A 22,413-nucleotide genomic window follows, 5' to 3' on the forward strand; every position below is an offset into this window, starting at 1 on the left:
AAGACCTACAAGAGGTCTTCGTCCCGAAAACTAAAATACCCACTGTCGGTGAATATAAGGTGGTCGTTAACCCGGATATCCATGATATGAGCCGCATCGCTTATCTTCTTCGTCAAGAGTTTATCCGCCTGACTGGGTGAGCGCGTCCCTGAGGGATGGTTGTGGATCAAAATCATAGCATGCGCTTTGCTGCTTAATGCATAGCGTAAAATAATACGTACATCCACTGGCGTGAAATCATTCCCACCTCTCCCGATAAGCTGGCTATCGAGCACCCGACAGGCCGTATTCATGTAAAGTACCCAAAACTCCTCATGCGGCAGATCCATCATCTGTGCCTTAAAGTATTCATACACCCGCTTACTACTATTAAGAACCGGCTTTTCCACGACTTCCCCTTCTCTCCGTCTTCTGCCCAGTTCCAGTGCTGCCACAATCGCAATAGCCTTTGCCTGCCCTATTCCCTTGTAGACAGCAAGTTCCTTGATGTCCATTTGCGATATTTTGTGGAGATCATTACCCTGGTCCTTGAGTATGCGCCTACATAAGGCCACCGAAGTTTCTTGCCGAGACCCCGATCCGATCAGAATAGCCAATAGCTCCGCATCGGTAAGTGCTCTTCTACCCTGTTCCATCAGCTTTTCACGCGGTCTGTCCGCCTCTGCCCATTGTGGAATGACTAATTTGTGTATACCCATACGATTTGATTAAAAATAAATATGTTTAAATATACAAAATAAATCAAAGGTTAATATCAATTAACTTATGTAAAGTGATTGATACGTTCAATTTTTAGCAAAAAAATGTATCTTTGCTCTTCACATAAGTTTCTTTAGAAGATGAGTAAAGCAATAATTAAGACAGAAAAAGGCGACATGACTGTTGAATTCTATACACAGGACGCCCCTAACACTGTAGCAAACTTTATTAAATTAGCTAAATCCGGTTTTTATGATGGTCTGACCTTTCACCGCGTTATTCCTGACTTCGTTATTCAGGGTGGATGTCCGAACTCACGGGAAGGTGCAGCGGGTGTACCCGGTACGGGTGGCCCCGGCTACAAAATAGATTGTGAGCTGACCGGTGAGAACCAATACCACGATAGAGGTGTATTATCGATGGCACATGCTGGTCGTAATACAGGTGGTTCCCAGTTTTTCATCTGTCATAGCCGTAATAATACAGCGCATCTCGACCGCAATCATACCTGTTTTGGTAAAGTAACCGAAAATGTGGATATAGTGGATGACATCCGTCAAGGCGATCGAATTTTAGCTATCGAAGTTATAGAAGACTAACCAAAGAAATCATATGAATTTAAGAGCATTAGTATCGGTGACCGGAAAACCGGGATTATTTAAATTAATCGGCCAGAATAAAGGAGGTTTTGTTTTAGAAACGTTAGATGACGCCAAAATAAAATCTGTTGTCAACCTAAATACCACAAAAATGGCTACGCTGGAAGACATCACGATCTATGGTCTGGAAGAAGAAATCCGTTTAATCGATATATTTCGGAATATAAAAGACAATGGTGGGAATACACCTGATCCAAAATCCGAGGGGAATACACTTCGGACATTCTTTCGGGAAGTGGCTCCGGGTCATGACGAAGAAAGAGTCTATACCTCGGACATCAAGAAAATTGTTTCATGGTATACCATCATTAAAGAACTTCCTTTATTTGAAGAGGAAGCGCCAGAACCATTAAATAACTAATCCTTCGCAGAGCGTCCTATAGCGGCACAATAAAAAAGGTATCTGAAAATTCAGATACCTTTCATTTTTATGAAAAAAACCTATTTGGTTACGAAATTTGATTACGAATAATATTCAATGCACCTCCGGCTTTGAACCACTCGATCTGTTGTGCATTGTAGGTATGATTAACAATGATCTGATCCTGTGTACCGTTACTGTGGTGAAGAACTATCGTTAATGGTGTATTCGGCGCAAAATTTGTCAAGCCAATGATATCAATGATATCATCTTCGAGGATCTTATCGTAGTCATCCTTGTTCGCAAACGTTAGGCCCAGCATACCTTGCTTCTTCAGGTTTGTTTCGTGGATACGGGCAAAAGATTTCACCAATACCGCACGTACGCCCAAATGACGCGGTTCCATCGCCGCATGTTCACGTGACGAACCCTCACCGTAGTTTTCATCGCCGACGACGATCGAACCGATACCCACAGCCTTATAAGCCCGTTGCGTTGCCGGAACAGCACCATACTCGCCTGTCAACTGATTTTTCACGTGATCCGTCTTATCATTAAAGAAGTTGACAGCTCCGATCAGCAGATTGTTCGATATATTGTCCAGGTGACCACGGTATTTCAACCATGGACCCGCCATAGAAATATGGTCGGTTGTACACTTACCCTTTGCCTTAATCAATAATTTCAAGCCCTTCAGATCCGTACCCTCCCATGGAGCAAACGGCGCCAACAACTGAAGACGATCCGAAGATGGTGACACTTCCACCACAACAGATGATCCATCGGCAGCCGGAGCCTGATAGCCCGGATCCTCCACATCAAATCCTTTGCTTGGCAATTCATCGCCAGTAGGTGGATCTAATTTTACCTGCTCACCATTTCTATTCGTCAACGTATCCGTTAGCGGGTTAAAGCCCAAATGTCCAGAGATCGCAATAGCCGCTACCATTTCCGGCGAAGTCACGAAAGCATAGGTATTTGGATTACCATCCGCACGTTTCGCAAAGTTCCGGTTGAACGAGTGGACAATCGTATTCTTCTCCTGCATATCCGCTCCTGCACGATCCCACATACCAATACATGGTCCACAAGCGTTGGTGAATATCGTTGCATTCAGGTCTTCAAAAGTCTTTAACAAACCATCACGGTCTGCCGTATAACGCACTTGCTCAGAACCCGGATTAATACCAAACTCCGCTTTTGTGACCAATCCTTTTTCTACCGCTTGGCGAGCAATAGATGCCGCACGGGATAAGTCTTCGTACGAAGAGTTTGTACACGAACCGATAAGCCCCCACTCCACTTGAGTCGGCCAGCCATTCTTTTCCGCCTCTTCACGCATGCGTGATATCGGCGTATATAAATCCGGTGTAAAAGGACCATTCAAAGAAGGCTCCAACTCGGACAAATTGATTTCAATAAGTTGATCAAAATACTGCTCTGGATTAGCATATACTTCGGCATCCGCCGTAAGGTGTGCTTTGATCGCATTTGCTGCCTCAGCAACATCGGCACGGCCGGTAGCCCGTAGATAGCGTTCCATCGACTCATCATACCCAAAGGTAGATGTCGTTGCACCGATTTCCGCTCCCATGTTACAGATGGTTCCTTTACCCGTACAGGACAAAGCTTCCGCACCCTCACCGAAATATTCAACGATCGCGCCTGTACCACCCTTTACGGTAAGTATACCTGCAACTTTTAAGATCACATCTTTCGGAGCTGCCCAACCGGATAACTTACCTGTCAATTTAACACCGATAAGTTTTGGAAATTTCAGTTCCCAAGGAAGACCCGCCATCACATCACAAGCGTCTGCACCGCCGACACCAATAGCCACCATACCCAATCCACCGGCATTCACCGTATGGGAGTCGGTACCGATCATCATACCGCCCGGGAAGGCATAGTTTTCCAATACCACCTGGTGAATAATACCAGCACCCGGTTTCCAGAAGCCAATACCATATTTATTAGAGACCGAACTCAAAAAATTAAATACTTCAGAGCTTTCTTGCTTGGCACGCGACAAATCCTGTTCTGCACCATCACGTGCCTGGATCAAGTGATCACAATGTACTGTAGAAGGTACAGCCACCTTCGGACGACCTGCTTGCATAAACTGAAGGAGCGCCATCTGCGCCGTAGCATCCTGCATCGCGACACGGTCCGGAGCGAAGTCTACATAAGACTCACCACGCTCGTAAGACTCCGTAGCATTACCGTCCCACAAGTGGGTATATAAAATTTTTTCTGCGAGTGTCAACGGTTTATTAACCACTTTACGAGCAGCAGCAATACGCTCCTCATATTGGGAATAAACCTTCTTGATCATGTCTATATCAAAAGCCATTTATATAAAGTGTTTATTGTTTTATTTGAAAGCACAAAAATACAAAAATATAGGCGTATATCGTAAAACAAACAATATCTTAAAATAATTTGGAACAGTTCTAAACTAAGGGGTCGAGCATTCATTTCCGTAGAACGATCCTTCGAAATCTCATCATGAATTACGTTGTGAGATTGATCACCATTCAAGACACACCAAAGCTTAACTTTATATCAATATCACTTTATAATTATACATATAATATACTGATTATCACTTGTATATAATTTAAAATAAGAGAATGCAAAATTTTATTCTGTGTGTCACATCGCAGTGATTGTATTATCTCTCTGGTATTTAAATGAAATATATACATATATAAATATAATATATTGAAATATAGTGATTTAAAATATACAACAAAATTATATTTGGTGTATAAAAAGAGTGTGTATTTGTTTGGTAAGCATAAATACGCCACTCCTTCCTATTCAGTCGTGTCTGCATTAAAAAACACATCTCGTGTACATCTTCAAAAATCCCATATCGCGTTTTAAATTTATCAGCGCGGTCTTATATTATCCTGTTTAACATCTGAATTATCCTATATCAAACTGCAATGACCCCACCTTTCTTCCGTGTAACATTTCATCAGCTTCGTGTGTAGTTTTCAATTTCGTATGCACGATTCTTCATTTCTTGTGTAGGAATTTATTTTTTCTGTGTAGGAATTTTGTAAAACTACATGGAAAAGCCCCCAATCGCCCTTTTTTGTTAAAAGTCCGTATAGGAGGAGTCAAATCACGCCAGAATTATTCTTCCTAAGCTAAAATTCTGGCGTGATTCTCCACCTTTTTCCCGTTTTGAGCAACGACGACGCTTTTCCCATTCCCGGATCCGACATTAACTGATCTGGAAGCAGCGCTCGTCCTTTATCGGAAGACAGTTGCAGACGCGGCATTCCGAGATACCCGACAGGTCGAGCTGCGAAAGCAGCGGCATACCAAGATGAAGCGGATGCTTTATGATCTTGCGCTGTATGTGGATAAGATAGCCAAAGGTGACCGGGCAATTATCCTGGCTGGAGGCTTTATTCCGACAAAGGAACGTGATCCATCGATGGTGCCTCCGTTTCCCAAGAACTTTAGGGTTATGCTTACCGAAACCGGGGGATGTCAGGTGCACCTGCGTGTAAAGGCATGGCGGCTGGCACGTTTCTATCGCTTTGAATACCGGAAGCTGGAGTCGGATGCACCGTGGCAGATAGTGTTGTCCAGCGGGTCAAAATGTATTCTGGCTAATTTGGACCGGCGGCAGGATTATGAGTTTCGGGTGGCCTACCTGGGGGCGGATCCGACGGTAACCTATAGTGATGTGATACGCAGATTTGTGTATTAATATAGGAAAACGTCGTGTTAAAAAGCAAAAACCAGCCCCAATCCAATATCTACCGTCGATATCACTTGTTCACTTTCCTCATCGAACATTGTGCCTGCTATCGAACCTGTGACATTATCAAATTGGGGTGCAGAGCTGTTAAAGTCAGCAGAGAATACTAATCCAAGCGTACGGTTGAAGAAATACCGGAAATCTGCTCCGACCAGATAAACAAAGGAAGAGGCAGAAGCTGATTTCTGATGAGCATTGACAGAAGGTATTCCTCCTCCCCATACCCGCATTTTCATCTCTGGCGAACAGGTACGCTGTATCCAGTTGTGAGGCTAAAAATAAAATAAGGAAAAGAATTGATTTATTCATGGTTTTATAATTAGTACATCTAAAAAAAGTCAACAGGCACTCAATTTAACAATTTATTTTTCTTAAATTCAACTCCTTTTCTGATTAGATAAGCATGATAAAAACTTGGAATATCATGTGTCCATTTGGGCAATATTAGTGTAATCAAAATTCTATCGATGTGCGAAATAATTCCAAAAACAACTGCCAGAAAAAATGGAAGTCCTGCGTAATTGAATCCTATCAACGAAGTGAAAGCAATCACTAATGTTATTCCCCACAATTTCGATAAGAAGGCGTGTGTACAGGTTTCCTTACCGAATTTTACAATGCTTATCAAATAACACATCCCTTCTAATATAAAAATTGATAGAATTGGAATTCTGTTATCAACGATCAATGTAGGATAAAGCAACCATGTGCTTATTCCTATTGACACCCAGAATACCATATCCGTTTGACTGTCGAATCTCCTGAGCCGCTGGGAAGATACGTTCAGTTCTCTTGCTATTATTCCGTCAAATATATCTGAGAATAAACCCAGATACATTAAGACGATAACGATGATCCGACTTTCTTTACCGTAAAAATATACAAGGCTCAATATTATTGGAGCAAGAATCAATCTGAAAATTATCAAAGCTATCGGAATATATTTTTTCATATCCATTTGATTCTGTATATTTTTTCCTTCAAAAGAACTGTTCTCCCCATATATTCGGAGAACCTGCGCACATCCCATCACTAAGTCAATTCCCATAAACCGGATACATCTTCATATTGCGCACTGCTTCGGTTGATGGATAGTATAACTAAAAATCCAAACACTTCAAATCTTCTATACTTAGATCATAATGTTGCAGGAACTCGTGCCCCACACGCACTAGGTGGCTCTACGGTGCCCAGATAGGAAAGTCCAAAAATAACACCATCAGACCTAATCCTATTGATTGTTATATTTCATTTTCATCCTAAAATTATGGTATTTTCTTTAAATAGCCAAAATATCCCTACATAAGCAAACATACTTTCCCTCGAAATATCTTATTTCGCTATCTTTCCTTTAGTGGGCACCCTATTACCGCACAAAATACCGGTGCTCAATCACCGTTACCTCGTCTTCTGTCATCTTATCGACGACTTTCTTCATGTCACTGTGGCCGGTGACGCCGCGGTAGACCAATACACCGCCTATCGCGAGACCAAAACAAGATTTAATCGGATGTTTAAAAAGACTCTTCAGACTCATGCCGACCATCAGGCCACCTGAGAATACCGACAGTGCCCGTTCAGAGACGCCAATATTCATATCCATGCGATCCTGCTCCATTTTCGATTTTATGCGGTTTAGTAGTGTATTGCCTATAGTATTCATAATGACTGTTCTTTTATAGAATAATAACAAAGAACGCTACCGGATGTTTTTATATACCCTGTTTTTTGCCCCATATGCTTTGATTAAATTACAATAAATGATAAATTCACAAAAAATTATTCATTGCTAAAGATATGCAGGTAAAAAAGTATTCCGGAGAGCTCGTACCTTTCAATCCCGACAGTTTAAGGCATTCCTTATCCCGCTCGGGGGCTAATGCAAAAGAAGTTAATACGGTTTTTACACAGATACAGCACAAACTCTACAACGGTATCAGTACCCGGGAGCTCTACGAACTGGCTTTTAGGCTCCTCAAAGAACACCGGAATGTATACGCCGCCCGCTACAGCCTCAAGAAAGCTTTACGGGATTTAGGACCTGAGGGATTTTATTTCGAACGCTGGGTGGCGAAATTATTTCAGACCAACGGTTACGAAGCCATTACCGGACAGACGATACAGGGCCATGCGGTGACGCATGAAATCGATGTGGTCGCCATGAATGAAAAAGAACTACTGGCCATTGAATGCAAATTCAGAAATGATATTGATGCCAAAATATCGGTCACCACCCCTATGTATTTTATGTCACGGGTGAAAGATATTTCGGATATAACCTACACATTCTTCCATAAAACGAGGAAGATAACAGCAGGATGGTTAGTGACCAACGCCTATTTTACGTCCGACTCCATCAAATTCGGGGAGTATCATAAGATGAACCTACTGTCCTGGGATTATCCGAAAGAAAACAGCTTGAAGCTGCGGGTAGATGATAATGGTGAATATCCGATTACCTGTCTGACGTCACTCAGCACCTCTGAAAAAGCCCAACTGCTCAAGCAGCAATGCATTCTGGTAAAAGATATCGTACGGTTTCCCAAATTCCTACAGGATCTCCCTATCAGCGATCCGAAGAGACGGAAAATACTACTGGAGGCACAAGAGCTGATCGACAGCCCATTGGAGCATGCCTAATCATATATACCAACAGTGATATGTGGTGACATCTTTACTCTTGAAGGCCCAAATAGTAATCCAGGGCCTCTTTTATACCATTTTCATCGACGAAAATACTATATTGACAATCACCGATGCTCTTCAATAAGGCAAAGCCAATATTATTGGCTTCATTCTTTTTGTCGTTTTTCATCAACTGCATAAACTCATCATACAGCGCTGCCGAATATGTATACCGCGGATAAAGCGACGAAAAATAATCGGTAATGTCTTGCAATTCCGCCTCGGATAGATCGCAATAGCGATGCGACAGATAGGCTTCGCAAATCATACCGATGGCAATAGCTTCCCCATGCAATAGAGGCTGCTTATCGTGATACAGGGAATAGCCTTCAATGGCATGACCGATAGTATGTCCAAAGTTCAATATCTTACGAAATCCCTTTTCCGTAGGATCTTCTTTGATAACCTGATTCTTGATCTGTACCGAACGATAGATAATGGAAGTCGGTACGGCTGTGTACGACAAGGTTTTACACGCTTCATATAGGGCACGGTCCTGGATCAAGCCATGTTTGATTACTTCCGCGAAGCCCGAACGCAGTTGCCTTTCATCCAAGGTCTCCAAAAAACGACTACTGATAAAGACCGCCTGAGGCTGTGCAAAGGTGCCGATAATATTTTTAACATTATCCAAATCGATACCCGTCTTCCCACCTACCGAAGCGTCTACCTGTGAAAGCAGCGTCGTCGGGACCTGGATAAAATCGATTCCTCTCTTGAATGTAGAGGCCGCAAACCCGCCTAAATCCGTCACTACGCCGCCGCCAAGGTTAATCATCAGTGCCTTGCGTTCCACACCAAAATCCAGCATGGTCTTCCACACACCTATACAGTAATCAATGTTTTTATTCTCCTCGCCCGGATCGACCTCGATAATATCGTAATCGACCAGATCCGGCAGCAGTGACTGTAAGACCGGCAGACAGTGGTCGTTTGTATTCCTATCCACCAAAATTAGCACCTGCGAATAACCCTTTGCACGGATTAAGCCCGATAGGGATGTCAAATCTTCTTCAAAATATACCTGGTAGCCGAGACTCTCTATTGCTTGCATCATGTCTGTCAAAATCAGCCGTAAAGATAGGAAAAATTATAGCACTTGAACCTTCATATCCTCCAATTCCACGATATCCCCTCGCCTTACTTTTAGTCGCTTCCGGTAATCGACCACACCATTATATTTGACCAAACCTTCTGTGACTACATGTTGTGCCATCGCCCCATGTTCCACCCAATTCATAGCTTTTAATAACTGAATCATAGGAATAAATTCACCTTCCAATACAAATGTCTGCATATCCGCTGCTAATTTCACAAAATCTGTCTATTAATGAACAAAATCGATCTCCAAAGGTACCTCATAATTTGTGTAATTTTGTAGAGAAAGTTCGAAAAAATGTCACCGCAGGAGAATAAAAGACCTTTAAATTTTGATAATACCGAGATTGCTTTCCGCTATCAGTCGGATAAAGATCTGGAGCGTGCACGTTGGCTATTCAAGCTTATTGCTAACCCGAAGCTGATTCAAGTCGGGACGACATTGACCAACCTGGCGCTGAAATTGGATTTACCCATACAAGGCCTAATAAAAAAGACCATCTATAAACATTTCTGTGGTGGTGAGACCATCCCGGAATGTGCCGCTGCCATTGAACGCTTAGGCAAGCAGAATGTGACAACCATACTCGATTATTCCGTAGAAGGCGAGGACTCGGAAGCCAGTTTTGACGCTTGCTGTCAGGAGATATTATCCACCGTATCCTATGCCCGGATCAACCCGCTCCTTTCTTTCTGTGTATTTAAACCGACCGGTCTTGGACGCATGGATCTCCTGACCAAAAGGGATGCCGGCGTGCCTTTTACTTCGGCAGAAGAAGCAGAATTTCAACGAGTGATCGATCGCGTCGATCGGATCTGTAAAGCCGGTTACGATGCTAACGTGAAGGTGTTGATTGATGCCGAACATTCCTGGATACAGGATACCATCGATGATATTGCCCGGCAGATGATGGAGAAATACAATAAGGAGCAACCTCTTATCTATAACACCTATCAGTTGTACCGGCATGACAAATTTGCCTCGCTACAGGCGGACCTGGCCTATGCGCAGGTGCAGGGTTTCTATCTGGGAGCTAAAATTGTTCGTGGCGCCTATATGGAAATCGAACGGGAACGAGCGGCGGAGAAAGGTTATTCGTCCCCCATACAACCCACCAAAGCTGCCAGTGACACCGATTATAACCGGGCTTTAATCTATTGTCTGGACCACATCGATCGTATTGGTTTTATGGCGGGCACCCATAATGACGACAGCTGTATGTTGCTCGCGGAGGAAATGAGTAAACGAAAGATAGCGCGCGATCATCCGCATGTGTTCTTTGCCCAGCTTTTTGGCATGTCGGACAATCTTTCTTTCAATTTGAGTACGGCCGGATACAATGTGGCGAAGTATATGCCCTATGGCCCGGTCAAAGCCGTCATGCCTTACCTCTTTCGGCGGGCACAGGAAAACACCTCTGCTGCCGGACAGACAGGGCGCGAACTGAGCCTGATCCTGAAGGAGAAGAAAAGGCGGGCATCTTTGACAAAGTAGGCAAAGTAATGCTATCTTTGCGGCCATGATGACAGACCGTGAGAGAAATAAATTAGCTAAATTAAGAGAAATCGTAAAACCGTATAAAGCGCTCTTGTTTGACGTAGATGGCACCTTGGCCGATAATATGCATGCGCATAAAGCCGCCTATGTCGCTACTGCAAAGGAATATGGCATCGATCTGGATGCCAACCTGATTGATGAGACGGCCGGATGGCCTACGGTAGCCGTGGCCGAAGAAATCTCCAAAAGATACCACACCCCATTGGATGCTCTTGAATTTGCTTCCCGTAAATCGGCCATATTTATCGAACAGCATATACAGCATACCCAACCTATATCTTTTGTAAGGGAGCTGTTGCTGGAAAATGTCGGTAAGAAAAAAATAGGAATTGTCTCGGGTGGCAGCCGGTCAACATTACAGATTACCTTACAGGTCATCGACGTGCACGATAAATATGAGGTGTTGGTATGTGCAGGCGATACCCCCGAAGGAAAACCTTCCCCTGCTCCTTTTTTATTGTGTGCCGAACTGTTGGATGTCCCTCCCCAAGATTGCATCGTGTTTGAAGACGGCGATCCCGGTGTTCAGGGTGCTATAAGCGCCGGTATGGGCTGGGTGCGCATCGATCAGCTTTAAAAGGTGGTCATTATCCGAATTCCACCATTGGTATAGTCCATATCTGCACGACGGTATCCGCCTACGGGTACTTTTAAATAGGGCTCTACGGACACGCCTATATTTTTGTTTAGCTTTATCTCTCTGCCGATAGCGAAGTTGACAAATCCAGCAAAGCTGTTTGTATTGACATTTTTCTCGGTTGATTCGACCGATCTTGTGACTGGCTTAACCGCATTGGTGACTTGCTCCTGCGTCTCCGGATACCCCTTGGCAAACGTTTCCTGGTTAATATTCTCAATATAATAGGCATTCCGTTCCTGATCCAGAATAGAGGAATAGGACATACCAGCAACGGCATAAAATGAGCGTGTGGCGCGGAACTTCAGTTCCAACGGAATATCAACCGATCGTACAAAACCTTTCACCGCATTGATATTCGGAATAACAACCTTCTGTGGACTCGCCGCAGTAAAACGCATCGATTCCGTCGCTGCCGGTGTCTCGGCCACAGCCATCTCGGTACTATTTTCTTCTAACGGATTTTTTAACGTGTTGACTTCATAGGTATTGTATGAAGCTCCTGTGCGTACCGTAAGACGATTGGACAGTTTAAAACCCAGCAGAAAGCCGCCGCCGACATTCATCTTTTGTTCTGTTGCGTAAGGCGATACGAATAGTCCCAGTTCCAAACGTTTACTCAAGAGCACCAGCTTGTTCTGTGGCTGTGGATCCACCTCTTTCATGGCTAATGTAGTGCCAGCTAGGGCAGTGCCCGATGCCAGATGGCTATCGAATGCATCACGCGATAAGCGCGCTACATTCTCCATTCGGGTCACGTCATTCACCGACAATTTCGGCACCGGTAAAGGAAGCATTTTAGGTGCATGCGCTTCTGCCGACATCTGGAGATGGTTTTCCGATACCAATAAAGCCAAATTCTCTCGATGCGGACGATGGTGATAGGCCAGTACCGATTGGGCAGCTTCCACAGACTGTATTTTGTCTATAGTCGTTTTTTCTCCCCTACTTACGCGAGCTTGATCGCTACCGTTCATCGTACGGGGAGCCTGACTCTCCATCGGCTTTACCACCGCCTCTTGCTGCACGATGTCAACAGCCGGATCTCCTGCTTGTTTCAACGTAAACCAAACAGCCCCTAATCCGATCAAAAACACGACCGATGCGGCAGCATACCACATCTTTCGCATCGCAGCGGTCGTCGCGCGTACAGGAGTATTTCCGGCCTTGAATTTCTCCCAGGCTCCCTCCCTATACGTCTGCCCACTGCTGTTTTTGAGCTTTTCGGCAATGACCGTTATTAATTCTTTATCTTTCATTCCACTACTTCTTTAAGAATGATTTATTGACGGTAAATCACAAAACTGATCCATATAAAGTTTTCTTAATCTCGATTTGGCCCGCGTTAGATACGTTCGCGACGTACTTTCGGGTACATCCAGCATCTGACTGATCTCCTGATGGGAATAACCTTCAATCTCATACAGGTTGAATATCGAACGCTGTATTTCGGGCAACTGATGCAACAGCTTCAGAATGTCCTGTTCCTCCAGCCTCGTGGATACCATAACCGCATGTGCTGATAGATCGCTTGCCGACACATCGTCTAAGGCCTCTACCTCTTTCCGAGCCCGCAGTTTATCTATCGACGTGTTGACGGCAATCCGCGCTATCCAAGCCTTAAAAGTTTTCTCCATGACCGTTTCGTCGCTTTCATAATTGAATTCCGACAACTTCCGAAAAACCTTGACGAACGACTCATTGACCACATCCTCGGCTTCCATTTCTTCCTTCACATACCGAAGAGCTACAGCCATTAGATACCCGTAATATTTCTTATAAATAAACGACAAACTGCGCTCACTACCTGACAATACACACTCGTCCAATGCCTGCTTTAATGACAACGGTCTACGCTTCAGGTATTTTGGTAAAATCTTCAAATATGAATATTCAGACTTTTGCTCATCTAAATATAGTAAATTATCTGCTAATACTGGGGTGCCGTTCATAGCACTTTTTTATTCTATATCGAATAGAACGCAACTTCGGGAGAAGTGCTACAGTGACCGGCAAATAATGTGCTATATATCACTTTAACATCTGACTTATCGTCTTGTTTTTACCATCTATTTTTCTGATATTGTTTAATAAAAAAACAAACAGATGAAATCGATATTAGTGCCGTTAAATTTTTCGGAAAACACGCATAATGCTTTTTTGCATGGCTTGAAAATAGCCAATCAGCTGAATATACCCTTGTATGTATTACATTGTTACCAGTCGCCGGTTCTGTCTTTTTCCCATGCCGGCCAACCGGATCTACTCGGAGATGTCTATCAGCAAATAACACTTTCTAAATTCGACTTCTTCAAGAAACATGTTCCCGCATTGCGCCAGCTTGCGGAGGATCACCAGCTTCGGCACGACGATATTGCCTTCATCTTCGAAGAAGGTAAGCTACACGATGTACTCCGAAAAGTAGTGGCACGGGAGCAGGTACGCCTCGTGGTTATGGGTGCCGATCCTTTTCAGATTGCACATAATATAAAAGTTCCTGTTTTGGTTGTACCCGAAGAGGCTTCTTTCACCGCCATTACAAGCGTTGCCTTTACCACCCTGTTCCGAGAAAAAGATAAAGCTGCCCTACAGGAAATCATTCAGTTGGCGTCATACGTACAGGCAAAAATCCATGTCGTCCATATTATGAACGACAGCAGCTCTCCCGCTGATATCCTGCAGTATAGTGAAGAATGGCGGAAGGCCTTTCATGATATAGCGTTGAATTTTGTTTTTCTGGAAAAGACCGGCACTGTCGAGCAGACAATACAGGCATTCATCGCCGAAAACCAAATCGACTTATTGGCGGTTGTGAAGCGAAACCGGAATTTCTTTGAGGGCCTTATCCGCTCGAGTGTAAGCCATAAACTGGCCTTTCATACCACGACACCGGTGCTCGTTTTTCATGAAGAATAACCGTACGTAACAGCTAACGGGATCGCCTATATAGCAAAAAAGCCCTCAACTTTAGAAAAGTTGAGGGCTTTTTTTAATAGCTATATTTAGCTTACAGCGAAGCAAGCGCTTCATTCCATGTCGAAGAAGGCCGCATAGCCGCGCTGGCCAGCTTGCCGTCCGGGAAGTAATACCCTCCGATCTGCTGTGCCTTACCCTGAGCAGCGATCAGCTCATCGTTGATCTTCGCTTCATTCTCCGCTAAGGCCTTCGCTAACGGTGCGAACACGGCTGCCAATTCTGCATTTTTCGTTTGTGCTGCCAAAGCTTCTGCCCAGTACAGCGCCAAGTAGAAATGCGATCCTCGGTTATCGATCTGACCGACCTTACGTGCCGGCGATTTATCATTTGCCAAGAAACGGGCATTTGCCTCATCCAATGCGTCAGCCAATACCTGCGCTTTATCATTCTGTTGCGTTTGTGCCAAATGCTCCAACGAAGCCTGCAACGCCAAAAACTCACCCAAGGAATCCCAGCGCAGGTAACCCTCCTCCAGGAACTGCTCGACGTGCTTGGGTGCAGATCCTCCCGCACCAGTTTCAAACAATCCACCACCATTCATCAACGGAACGATCGACAACATCTTTGCCGAGGTACCCAGTTCCAATATCGGGAATAAATCCGTTAAGTAGTCACGCAGTACATTCCCGGTGACCGATATCGTATCTTCCCCTTTGCGGATCCGTTCGATCGAAAACTTGGTAGCCTCTATCGGCGAAAGGATACGGATATCCAATCCCGTTGTATCATAGTTCGGCAGATATGCCTTTACTTTTTTGATAATCTCCCGGTCATGTGCCCGGTTTTCATCCAGCCAGAATACCGCCGGTGTATCGGATAGGCGCGCACGGTTGACCGCCAGTTTCACCCAATCCTGAATAGGTGCATCTTTCGTCTGGCACATGCGGAAAATATCGCCCGCTTCGACCTTTTGTTCCATGAACACACGGCCATTGTTGTCCACTGCGCGGATGACACCATCCGCCGTCGCTTGGAAAGTCTTGTCGTGCGATCCATATTCTTCTGCCTTCTGGGCCATTAGACCGACATTTGGCACCGAGCCCATCGTACGGGGATCAAAAGCTCCGTTTGCCTTACAATCTGCGACGACAGCGCTATACACGCCCGCATACGAGCGATCCGGAATGATCGCCAGCGTATCTCGCTCCGCACCGTTCTTATCCCACATCTTACCACCGATACGTATCATTGCCGGCATAGATGCATCCACAATCACATCCGAAGGCACATGCAGGTTAGTAATCCCTTTATCCGAGTTGACCATCGCCAGGTCCGGACCATTAGCTATCGTTGCCGCTATTGCCGCTTTCACCTCTTCCTCACGGGCATGTCCGGCTATCTTTGCATAGACCTCACCAAGACCGTTATTTTTATTGATTCCCAGTTCGGCAAACAGTTCGCCATATTTCGCAAACACATCTTTAAAATACACTTCCACGATGGCTCCAAAGATGATCGGATCCGAGATCTTCATCATCGTCGCCTTCAAGTGCGCTGACAACAATACACCCGATGCCTTTGCTTCGGCAATAGCCTCGGCCACGAACGCCTTCAATTTAGCGATACTCATCACCGAAGAATCGAGTACCTCCCCTGCTTTTAAATTAGCCAGATCCCGTAACGTGGTTACCTTTCCGTCCTGACCAACGAATTCTATTTTAAATTGCGTATCGTTCTCTACTGTTACCGACTGCTCCGTATCGTAAAAATCACCCGCTGTCATAGAAGTCACAGCAGTCTTGCTATCCGCTGACCAGGCACCCATACGGTGCGGATTGGCTTTAGCATAATTTTTCACCGCCTTAGGCGCACGACGATCGGAGTTTCCTTCCCGCAATACCGGGTTTACTGCCGATCCCAATACTTTGGCATATGTCGCCTTGATCTTCTCCTCTTCCGCATTTGCAGGCGCATCCGGATAATTAGGGATTTGGTAACCCGCTTTTTGCAGCTCACTGATTGCTGCTTTCAACTGCGGAATAGAAGCAGAAATATTCGGTAGCTTAATGATATTTGCATCCGGTGTTGTCGCCAATTGTCCAAGCTCGGCCAAGGCATCATTCGTCTTTTGTTCAGCAGGAAGATAGTCATTCAGCACCGCAAGAATACGGCCTGCCAATGAGATATCCCTCAATTCCACATCGATATCCGCAGTTTTTGCGAATGCCTGAACAACAGGTAAGAATGAATAGGTTGCCAGTAATGGCGCTTCATCTGTTTTGGTGTAAATAATCTTAGATGACATAGTGTACTATTGAATATATTTAATTTTTCGTGTAAAAAAACAAATGTCGACAATGAAAGTAGCCTATTTTCAAAATCCGCATAAAGATAAGAAAATCAAAATAAAACTTAAAGTTTTCCACAATCCGTACTACGTTGGGATACGAATTTGCATACATTGGGAAAAAAGACGCCTCTAATTTCGTCAAATAACATCTAATCCTATTTCCTTTGGAGTATGAATTTTTAATTCTCATTTTATGAAAAAACAGTTTAACATAATTAACGGATATGATTTGATCACCTTGCGCAGAAACTATCAGGTCAGCAAATCGGAAACTGTTAGATCAGCAGATCGGAAACTGTCAGGTCGCTATGTATAACCTGTGGTAGCTTTGTGTAGAATGTCGTCCTTGATCGATGGTATTCGACATTTATCCAGCGAACAGACAAGGAATGAGGTAGCTAAACAGTCAGTAGACAAGTAGCTATTTTATCAGTATGTCCATTGAATTCTGCTTTAGCTTTGTATAGTAAAATAAACCCATTATGAACAACATAAAAAGATATATCACCCGCTACGTCATTCGTATCCTGCCAAGGCGGTGTCTTTCGTGCTTTATAAGGATTCCATCCTATATCAAATCATTCGCCGATTGGCGGAGAAGCAATCCAGTAGGTCATCATAAAGCTTTTCTCTTGACTATTATCGTCTTCATGTCGTTTCAAAAATGGTTCTGCCGCAAATTCGCGGTATTCACGGGTGAGGCCATACCCTCCCGACTATGCCGGGACTGGTGGGCCCACATTTCAAGGCACAGTGGCCATGGCCCATCGAGCACAAGCCGTAGGCTATGGCCTGAACGAAACAGAATACATAACTTTTTAAAAATCAGAAAATGAAAAAGATAAATTTTAATAAAATGGTGGCTTTTATAGCCGTGATCGCCTTGGCGGCAGGCGTGTTCCTGTATGCCGAGGCCAAGAACAGACCCGAGGCCGTAAAAAAGGTGGCCGCTGAAGGCACCTGGTATTTCCAGGGGGGCAATCCCGAAGATCCGGACAGTTACTCGGACGAACCTGTTGAGGACAAGCCCTGCGGAGCGTTCGAAGAGACCATCTGCCAGATAACCGCTCCGGACTCATTGGGGAAACCGCAGATGTCGGCCGCGGTTCCGGGTACCTCACCCTCCCAGACCGTAGGTGAGCAGATCGCTGCCGCAGCAGCGAATCCCCATACCAACGAAACAGTGCTATCGCTGCGCGAAGAGTAGACGGGTAACCCTAGGCGTGTTGTATTGAGAGAGCGGGAAAATATCCCGCTCTCCTGCATTATGCGGACAGTTACCGCTTATTCTGCTCCAGTCCCGTGATCCGGATAATATCCTCCGGGATCAGGTAGGTATACCGGGGGTCATTCGGCTTCAGTTCACTCGTTACATCACTGTCGTCAAACCGGCGGACCAACGTGGTCCGGAAACGGGCATCCCGGTTCAGCCGTCTAAGATCCGACCAGCGGAGTCCCCGGAACAGCAGCCCTTTTCTACGTTCCTTCAGAACGAAGTCCAAGACCTCCAGTTTATCTTCCGATGAAAAATCAACGTACGTATCATCTTCCCACCTCAGCCGTAAAAGGTGATTAATGGTACTACAGGCATCCCCCGGACGGTCCAGCCGAGCCTGACATTCCGCTTGGATGAAATACAGTTCGTCGATCGCCAATCCCGTAAATATGATGACCGTATTCCCGGAATAACCGCCTTTAAAGACATGCCTGCCGTTCGACTTCTGTTTGAAGTACACGGTCTTCCGCAAATCGCCCTCGATGTAGCTATCGTACAGATCCACAGGGACCTGCGAGCGGCTTGCCGTGATCAGCGAAGCACTCGCGCAGATGGCGTGGTAGATCACCTCCCTGCTCATCGGGGCGAAAGGATTCGACGTGGTGACCGGCAACGTATTAAAATCAACCAGATCGCTATCATACCCCAGCGCCAGCTCCGCATAGTCCAGCGCCTCCCCGTAGGCTTCCATGGCCAGATATACACGTGCCAGTAATGCCGCCGCAGCCTGCCTGCCCGGCCGTGTCTTATACACAACCGTTTCCGGCAGCAGGTCATATGCTGCTTTCAGGTCATCCGATATCAGCCGGTAGACCTCCGCCACGCTCGGGCGGAAGGAAGGCTCGTTGAAGTCCGAGCTTGGCCGGATAAAAATACCGGGCGCCGTATTCTCCCCGCCCGGTACATAGGGGTCGCAGTAGATCTGTGCCAGCATAAAGTAGGCAAATGCCCGGATGAACAGCGCCTCGCCGCGCATCTGGTCCCGCTCCTGCGGAGTCCCTTCCCTTATCCGCCCGAGGCCTTCCAGCACCACGTGGGCAATGAGGACCGTCTGGTATGGATTGACCCAATGCAGCGTTACATCTGGCAGCTGGAACGCAGGTGCCGGGTCCCACAGGTGCACCTGCTGTTCGAACAGCGGGCGCGAGGTCATCACCGTATAGTCCACCTCGTAGTCGTCCGAGCCCAGCTCGATCAGCCCCGGGGCTGCCTGGTTGATGTGCGTGGCATCGTCCAGCAGCAGCCGCAGGTCGTTAAGGGTCTCGGGGATACTCGTCGATATCTCCGGCTTTTCCTCCAGAAAATCCGAACAGGCGCCCATCATCCCTGTACCGGTCAGCATACATAGTATCGCAAAAATTCTTTTTAATGTGTCCATATCCTATTGTTTCAGATTCAGTTTAACGCCTAAGTTATAGTTCCGTGCAGGGGGCATATTGCTGTAATCGGGATCGATGCCATCCTTGTTGGCCGTCCAGAGCAATGCCACGTTGTTGACCGTCACGTATACCTGACAGCCGACATTTCCCCCGCGTCCGATGTCAAAGCTGTAAGCCAGACGGATATCGTTCAGCCGGAGCAGGTCCGCACGCCGCACGTTGGCCTCCGACCGCGCATAAAACATATCGCGCACGTTGTTGGCCGGGTATACCATCGAGGGTACCGTCGTCCTACTTTCGTCACCCGGTTGCTGCCACCGCTTGCCGAAATCTCCGTGCGTCCGCCAGCTGTTGAAAAGATCCTGGTAACCGATCGTCTCCTTCAGGAAATGGGCCCCGGCCTTATAGGTCAGGTTAGCCGTCATGCTGAACCCCTTCCACCGGACCTCCGGCATAAAGAAACCGTAGGTGGGTGCCAGCCCCGTGCCGTGGTACACCGTATGCTGCAGGGAATCCTTGATGAGCCTGCTGTAATCGTCCGACACCTCGCCGTCCAGATAACCCATCGGATTGCCCGCATCGCCCGACAGCCCTGCAAAGCGGTAGGAGAACACCGGGTACAGCGATCTGTCCTGCATCGGCGTCAGGCTCTTTCCCCCGTCGTCCGTGTACGTATCGGTAGCGGCCAGAGTCCCGTAAAACTTCTCCACCCTGTTGGTGCTCCGGCTGTAGCCTCCCCGTAGGGCAACCTGCACTGCCCCTATGTTAAAGTTCCCGTGCAGCTTGATATCCACTCCTTTCCCCGATAGCTCCGCCACGTTGCGCCCTACATCATGCGCGCCCGTGGTCGGATCGATGGGATCCCTGGCGATCAGGTCCGTACTTTTCTTCCGGTAGAATTCCACGCTGCCGCCCAGCCTGCGGCGCAGGAGTGAAAAGTCAATGCCGAGGTTGTCCATACGTACGTCCTCCCATTTCAGCATCGGGTTGGGCAGCGCCGTGATCATGGCATAGGGCAGGTTGGAATAGGTCACCGTACTGTTCCGTACGATGATCAGCGGCAGGCTGTTGGCCAGCCCGCCGGAATTCCCTCCGTGTCCGGTGGTGAGGCGCAGCCTGAGGTCATCCAGCCAGGAGATATCCCCCAGAAAGGCTTCCTTCGACAGGTGCCAGGCGAGCCCGGCCGACCATAGGGGGTTCCACCTGTCGTTGGCCTTTACACCAAAGGCATTGGAGGCATCCTTCCTGGCTGAATAGGTAACCGTATACCGATCGGCAAAACTGTAGCTCCCGTTTAGGTAGAAGGACACGAAGCGCCTTACCTGACGGTCCTTGCCCCCATAGTCCGGCAGTATCTGGCTGCTGAACATATTGTCGTAGGTGGGCAGCCTGTCCACCGTGTTCACGGGCTTATGCACCCAGGTCCTCGGGTCAAAACCATACAGGCGGTAGGCGTCCGAAAGGCTCTGTCTGTCGGATATCTCCGAGCCTGCCAGCAGGTCCGCACGGTGCCTGCCCCAGGACTGCCGGTAGTCCGCCTGCAGCCGGCCCCGGTGGCCGGACGTGCGCTGCAGCGTGGTACTCTTCACGCTTCCCGGCGGCACGCCGTATTCCGGCCCGCCCGGCCCGATTATCGTATAACGGTTGATCAGGCTGCGGGTCGAGTAGGTGTCGATATCGTCTTCGGTGTCCCGGTCGGACCGCTGGTCCGTATAGCTGTAGGTACCCTGCAGCTGCACGATATCCTTCCAGAGGTTCCATCTGAGGCCCAGTTCCGCCTGTAGATGCCCTGTCCGGCTTATGGACTCTCCGGTTTGGGCATCCTTCAGCGGATTGTAGGTCCAGTCCAGCAGGCGGTCGTCGAGCAGACCGGCCATCGCCCTGAGGTTGTAGACGTAGGGGATCGCAGGATAACCGCCCTGTCCGTCCACCAGCTGTGCATAGGGGTACAGCGCCGTCTTCCCCCCGGAGGGATTGATCTCCCCGGGAAGGTGGCGCCCATTCCTGCGCGAGAGCCCATAGCTGAGCTGCGCCCGCAGTTCCAGGCCCTTGCGCAGCCTGAACGTACTGTTGCTGCGCACGGTATAGCGCTCCTCGGTGTTGCCGGTCTGGTCTCCCAGTCCCCTGTCCTGTCCCAGTGCGAAATAATACGAGCTGCGCTTTCCGCCGCCCGAGAGCGAGAAACTGTTCTGCATGCGGTAGGCCTTCCGGTAACGGTATCTGAGCAGCTCGTCCCGGTAGTCGTGGTCCCTCCAGCCGTCGATCGCGGCATGCATGTCCGTTTCCGATATCAGCCCTTTGTCGTGGTCGTCCAGCAGATCGACCACGGGCGAGGTCACGTAATTCCAGAGATTGGCGCTCCCCAGTGTACCGTCGTAAAAACCTTTTTCGTAGAGCATCATCTCCACATCGATAAAATCCGAGGCCGACATCCGCGGTACGTATTTGATATCGGGCTTATCGGTCAGCGTATGGTTGGAGCTGAAGCCCAGTTCCAACGGCCGGTTTTCCTTTCCCGTCCTGGTCGTGATGACGATCACGCCATTGCCAGCCCTTGCGCCCCAGATACTCGCCGCGGCGGCATCCTTGAGCACGGTCACCGACTCCACGTCATTGGGATTGATCATATTGATATCACCGTCGAAGGGAAAGTTGTCCACGACGATCAAAGGGCCGTGCATGGGCGTGGACAGCGAATTCAGCCCCCGGACATTGATGGTGGCGTTGCCGTCCCTCCTGTCGAACTGTAGCCCCGGCACCGTGTTTTCCAGCCGGTCCAGCACGTTGGAGGACATCCTCCGGGACAGCATCGTGCTGTCGATATGCTCGAAACTGCCCGTCGCCCTGCTCCTGGGGATACGCTGGTAGCCCGTATTGATGACCTCCACCTCTTCCATGATCAGGGTCTTAACGGTATCGGTGGAACGGTTTTCGGGTTTCCGGGTGATGCCCTTCACCGTTACCTGTGCCTGCACGGTGGCTCCGGCCAACATGCAGCATATAAATAGAAATAT

Annotated in this window: 20 protein-coding genes; 8 read left to right on the forward strand and 12 right to left on the reverse strand. The window is 47.3% G+C overall.

Annotated features, from left to right (window positions below):
• Window positions 1-5 precede the first annotated feature (5 nt).
• Complete coding sequence (radC, locus tag G5B30_RS08280) at window positions 6-698, reverse strand: RadC family protein (protein WP_165319505.1); 693 nt, start codon at window positions 696-698, stop codon at window positions 6-8.
• Between the two features lie 141 nt (window positions 699-839).
• Here radC and G5B30_RS08285 point away from each other — a divergent pair, with 141 nt between their 5' ends.
• Window positions 840-1,298, forward strand: a complete 459-nt coding sequence (locus G5B30_RS08285) for a peptidylprolyl isomerase (protein ID WP_165319506.1) — start codon at window positions 840-842, stop codon at window positions 1,296-1,298.
• 13 nt (window positions 1,299-1,311) lie between these two features.
• Window positions 1,312-1,719, forward strand: coding sequence for a DUF5606 domain-containing protein (locus G5B30_RS08290; protein WP_165319507.1), 408 nt, complete (start codon window positions 1,312-1,314; stop codon window positions 1,717-1,719).
• A gap of 88 nt (window positions 1,720-1,807) precedes the next feature.
• Here G5B30_RS08290 and G5B30_RS08295 read toward each other — a convergent pair whose 3' ends face one another.
• Entirely contained in the window at window positions 1,808-4,072 is a 2,265-nt protein-coding gene (locus G5B30_RS08295) for an aconitate hydratase (RefSeq protein ID WP_165319508.1), read from the reverse strand.
• A gap of 987 nt (window positions 4,073-5,059) precedes the next feature.
• Here G5B30_RS08295 and G5B30_RS08300 point away from each other — a divergent pair.
• Window positions 5,060-5,449 (forward strand): hypothetical protein, encoded by a 390-nt coding sequence (locus tag G5B30_RS08300; RefSeq protein ID WP_165319509.1) that lies wholly within the window; start codon window positions 5,060-5,062, stop codon window positions 5,447-5,449.
• A gap of 17 nt (window positions 5,450-5,466) precedes the next feature.
• On the opposite strand, the gene G5B30_RS08305 is transcribed toward G5B30_RS08300, so the two are convergent.
• The 3 genes from G5B30_RS08305 to G5B30_RS08315 all read right to left on the reverse strand — a co-directional run bounded on the left by G5B30_RS08305 (window position 5,467) and on the right by G5B30_RS08315 (window position 7,163).
• Complete coding sequence (locus tag G5B30_RS08305; protein WP_206367053.1) at window positions 5,467-5,730, reverse strand: hypothetical protein; 264 nt, start codon at window positions 5,728-5,730, stop codon at window positions 5,467-5,469.
• A gap of 119 nt (window positions 5,731-5,849) precedes the next feature.
• A complete protein-coding gene (locus G5B30_RS08310) occupies window positions 5,850-6,548 on the reverse strand; it encodes a CDP-alcohol phosphatidyltransferase family protein (RefSeq protein ID WP_206367054.1) in 699 nt (232 codons plus the stop codon).
• A 318-nt stretch (window positions 6,549-6,866) separates the two neighbouring features.
• Window positions 6,867-7,163 carry a DUF2892 domain-containing protein gene (locus tag G5B30_RS08315; protein ID WP_165319511.1) on the reverse strand — a complete coding sequence of 99 codons (297 nt, stop codon included), beginning with the start codon at window positions 7,161-7,163 and terminating at the stop codon, window positions 6,867-6,869.
• Between the two features lie 134 nt (window positions 7,164-7,297).
• Here G5B30_RS08315 and G5B30_RS08320 point away from each other — a divergent pair, with 134 nt between their 5' ends.
• Window positions 7,298-8,140 carry an ATP cone domain-containing protein gene (locus G5B30_RS08320; RefSeq protein WP_165319512.1) on the forward strand — a complete coding sequence of 281 codons (843 nt, stop codon included), beginning with the start codon at window positions 7,298-7,300 and terminating at the stop codon, window positions 8,138-8,140.
• 34 nt (window positions 8,141-8,174) lie between these two features.
• Here the strand turns inward: G5B30_RS08320 and aroB are convergent, their stop codons facing one another.
• Together aroB and G5B30_RS08330 are read right to left on the reverse strand one after the other, a co-directional pair.
• Window positions 8,175-9,239 (reverse strand): 3-dehydroquinate synthase, encoded by a 1,065-nt coding sequence (aroB, locus tag G5B30_RS08325; RefSeq protein WP_165319577.1) that lies wholly within the window; start codon window positions 9,237-9,239, stop codon window positions 8,175-8,177.
• A gap of 36 nt (window positions 9,240-9,275) precedes the next feature.
• Entirely contained in the window at window positions 9,276-9,482 is a 207-nt protein-coding gene (locus tag G5B30_RS08330; RefSeq protein ID WP_165319578.1) for an RNA-binding S4 domain-containing protein, read from the reverse strand.
• Between the two features lie 99 nt (window positions 9,483-9,581).
• Here G5B30_RS08330 and G5B30_RS08335 point away from each other — a divergent pair, with 99 nt between their 5' ends.
• Both G5B30_RS08335 and G5B30_RS08340 read left to right on the forward strand, forming a co-directional pair.
• Window positions 9,582-10,778, forward strand: a complete 1,197-nt coding sequence (locus G5B30_RS08335) for a proline dehydrogenase family protein (protein ID WP_165319513.1) — start codon at window positions 9,582-9,584, stop codon at window positions 10,776-10,778.
• A gap of 25 nt (window positions 10,779-10,803) precedes the next feature.
• Complete coding sequence (locus G5B30_RS08340) at window positions 10,804-11,418, forward strand: HAD family hydrolase (RefSeq protein ID WP_240903141.1); 615 nt, start codon at window positions 10,804-10,806, stop codon at window positions 11,416-11,418.
• Here G5B30_RS08340 and G5B30_RS08345 read toward each other — a convergent pair.
• Window positions 11,415-12,737 (reverse strand): hypothetical protein, encoded by a 1,323-nt coding sequence (locus G5B30_RS08345; RefSeq protein WP_165319514.1) that lies wholly within the window; start codon window positions 12,735-12,737, stop codon window positions 11,415-11,417. The two genes, G5B30_RS08340 and G5B30_RS08345, sit on opposite strands and share 4 nt — an antisense overlap.
• A gap of 12 nt (window positions 12,738-12,749) precedes the next feature.
• Window positions 12,750-13,361, reverse strand: coding sequence for an RNA polymerase sigma factor (locus tag G5B30_RS08350; protein ID WP_165319515.1), 612 nt, complete (start codon window positions 13,359-13,361; stop codon window positions 12,750-12,752).
• A gap of 223 nt (window positions 13,362-13,584) precedes the next feature.
• Between G5B30_RS08350 and G5B30_RS08355 the strand changes: the two genes are divergently transcribed.
• Window positions 13,585-14,394, forward strand: a complete 810-nt coding sequence (locus G5B30_RS08355; RefSeq protein WP_165319516.1) for a universal stress protein — start codon at window positions 13,585-13,587, stop codon at window positions 14,392-14,394.
• A 91-nt stretch (window positions 14,395-14,485) separates the two neighbouring features.
• Here G5B30_RS08355 and G5B30_RS08360 read toward each other — a convergent pair whose 3' ends face one another.
• On the reverse strand, window positions 14,486-16,699 hold the full coding sequence (locus G5B30_RS08360; protein ID WP_165319517.1) for an NADP-dependent isocitrate dehydrogenase: 2,214 nt from the start codon (window positions 16,697-16,699) through the stop codon (window positions 14,486-14,488).
• A gap of 877 nt (window positions 16,700-17,576) precedes the next feature.
• Between G5B30_RS08360 and G5B30_RS08365 the strand changes: the two genes are divergently transcribed.
• Window positions 17,577-17,951 carry a hypothetical protein gene (locus G5B30_RS08365; RefSeq protein ID WP_165319518.1) on the forward strand — a complete coding sequence of 125 codons (375 nt, stop codon included), beginning with the start codon at window positions 17,577-17,579 and terminating at the stop codon, window positions 17,949-17,951.
• Between the two features lie 70 nt (window positions 17,952-18,021).
• On the opposite strand, the gene G5B30_RS08370 is transcribed toward G5B30_RS08365, so the two are convergent.
• Window positions 18,022-19,398, reverse strand: coding sequence for a RagB/SusD family nutrient uptake outer membrane protein (locus tag G5B30_RS08370; RefSeq protein ID WP_165319519.1), 1,377 nt, complete (start codon window positions 19,396-19,398; stop codon window positions 18,022-18,024).
• Between the two features lie 3 nt (window positions 19,399-19,401).
• Complete coding sequence (locus tag G5B30_RS08375) at window positions 19,402-22,392, reverse strand: SusC/RagA family TonB-linked outer membrane protein (RefSeq protein WP_206367055.1); 2,991 nt, start codon at window positions 22,390-22,392, stop codon at window positions 19,402-19,404.
• Window positions 22,393-22,413: the final 21 nt, after the last annotated feature.

This window comes from Sphingobacterium sp. SGG-5 (genome assembly GCF_011043525.1).
Taxonomy (GTDB): Bacteria; Bacteroidota; Bacteroidia; order Sphingobacteriales; family Sphingobacteriaceae; genus Sphingobacterium.

Coding starts and splice junctions, on each gene's coding strand:
- G5B30_RS08300 (WP_165319509.1), top strand. CDS start 5,060: ATGAAGCGGATGCTTTATGATCTTGCGCTGTATGTGGATAAGATAGCC.
- G5B30_RS08375 (WP_206367055.1), bottom strand. CDS start 22,392: ATGTTGGCCGGAGCCACCGTGCAGGCACAGGTAACGGTGAAGGGCATC.
- G5B30_RS08360 (WP_165319517.1), bottom strand. CDS start 16,699: ATGTCATCTAAGATTATTTACACCAAAACAGATGAAGCGCCATTACTG.
- G5B30_RS08290 (WP_165319507.1), top strand. CDS start 1,312: ATGAATTTAAGAGCATTAGTATCGGTGACCGGAAAACCGGGATTATTT.
- G5B30_RS08310 (WP_206367054.1), bottom strand. CDS start 6,548: ATGGGAATTGACTTAGTGATGGGATGTGCGCAGGTTCTCCGAATATAT.
- G5B30_RS08345 (WP_165319514.1), bottom strand. CDS start 12,737: ATGAAAGATAAAGAATTAATAACGGTCATTGCCGAAAAGCTCAAAAAC.
- G5B30_RS08295 (WP_165319508.1), bottom strand. CDS start 4,072: ATGGCTTTTGATATAGACATGATCAAGAAGGTTTATTCCCAATATGAG.
- G5B30_RS08365 (WP_165319518.1), top strand. CDS start 17,577: ATGAAAAAGATAAATTTTAATAAAATGGTGGCTTTTATAGCCGTGATC.
- G5B30_RS08335 (WP_165319513.1), top strand. CDS start 9,582: ATGTCACCGCAGGAGAATAAAAGACCTTTAAATTTTGATAATACCGAG.
- G5B30_RS08305 (WP_206367053.1), bottom strand. CDS start 5,730: ATGCGGGTATGGGGAGGAGGAATACCTTCTGTCAATGCTCATCAGAAA.
- G5B30_RS08315 (WP_165319511.1), bottom strand. CDS start 7,163: ATGAATACTATAGGCAATACACTACTAAACCGCATAAAATCGAAAATG.
- aroB (WP_165319577.1), bottom strand. CDS start 9,239: ATGCAAGCAATAGAGAGTCTCGGCTACCAGGTATATTTTGAAGAAGAT.
- G5B30_RS08340 (WP_240903141.1), top strand. CDS start 10,804: ATGATGACAGACCGTGAGAGAAATAAATTAGCTAAATTAAGAGAAATC.
- G5B30_RS08330 (WP_165319578.1), bottom strand. CDS start 9,482: ATGCAGACATTTGTATTGGAAGGTGAATTTATTCCTATGATTCAGTTA.
- G5B30_RS08285 (WP_165319506.1), top strand. CDS start 840: ATGAGTAAAGCAATAATTAAGACAGAAAAAGGCGACATGACTGTTGAA.
- G5B30_RS08320 (WP_165319512.1), top strand. CDS start 7,298: ATGCAGGTAAAAAAGTATTCCGGAGAGCTCGTACCTTTCAATCCCGAC.
- G5B30_RS08370 (WP_165319519.1), bottom strand. CDS start 19,398: ATGGACACATTAAAAAGAATTTTTGCGATACTATGTATGCTGACCGGT.
- radC (WP_165319505.1), bottom strand. CDS start 698: ATGGGTATACACAAATTAGTCATTCCACAATGGGCAGAGGCGGACAGA.
- G5B30_RS08355 (WP_165319516.1), top strand. CDS start 13,585: ATGAAATCGATATTAGTGCCGTTAAATTTTTCGGAAAACACGCATAAT.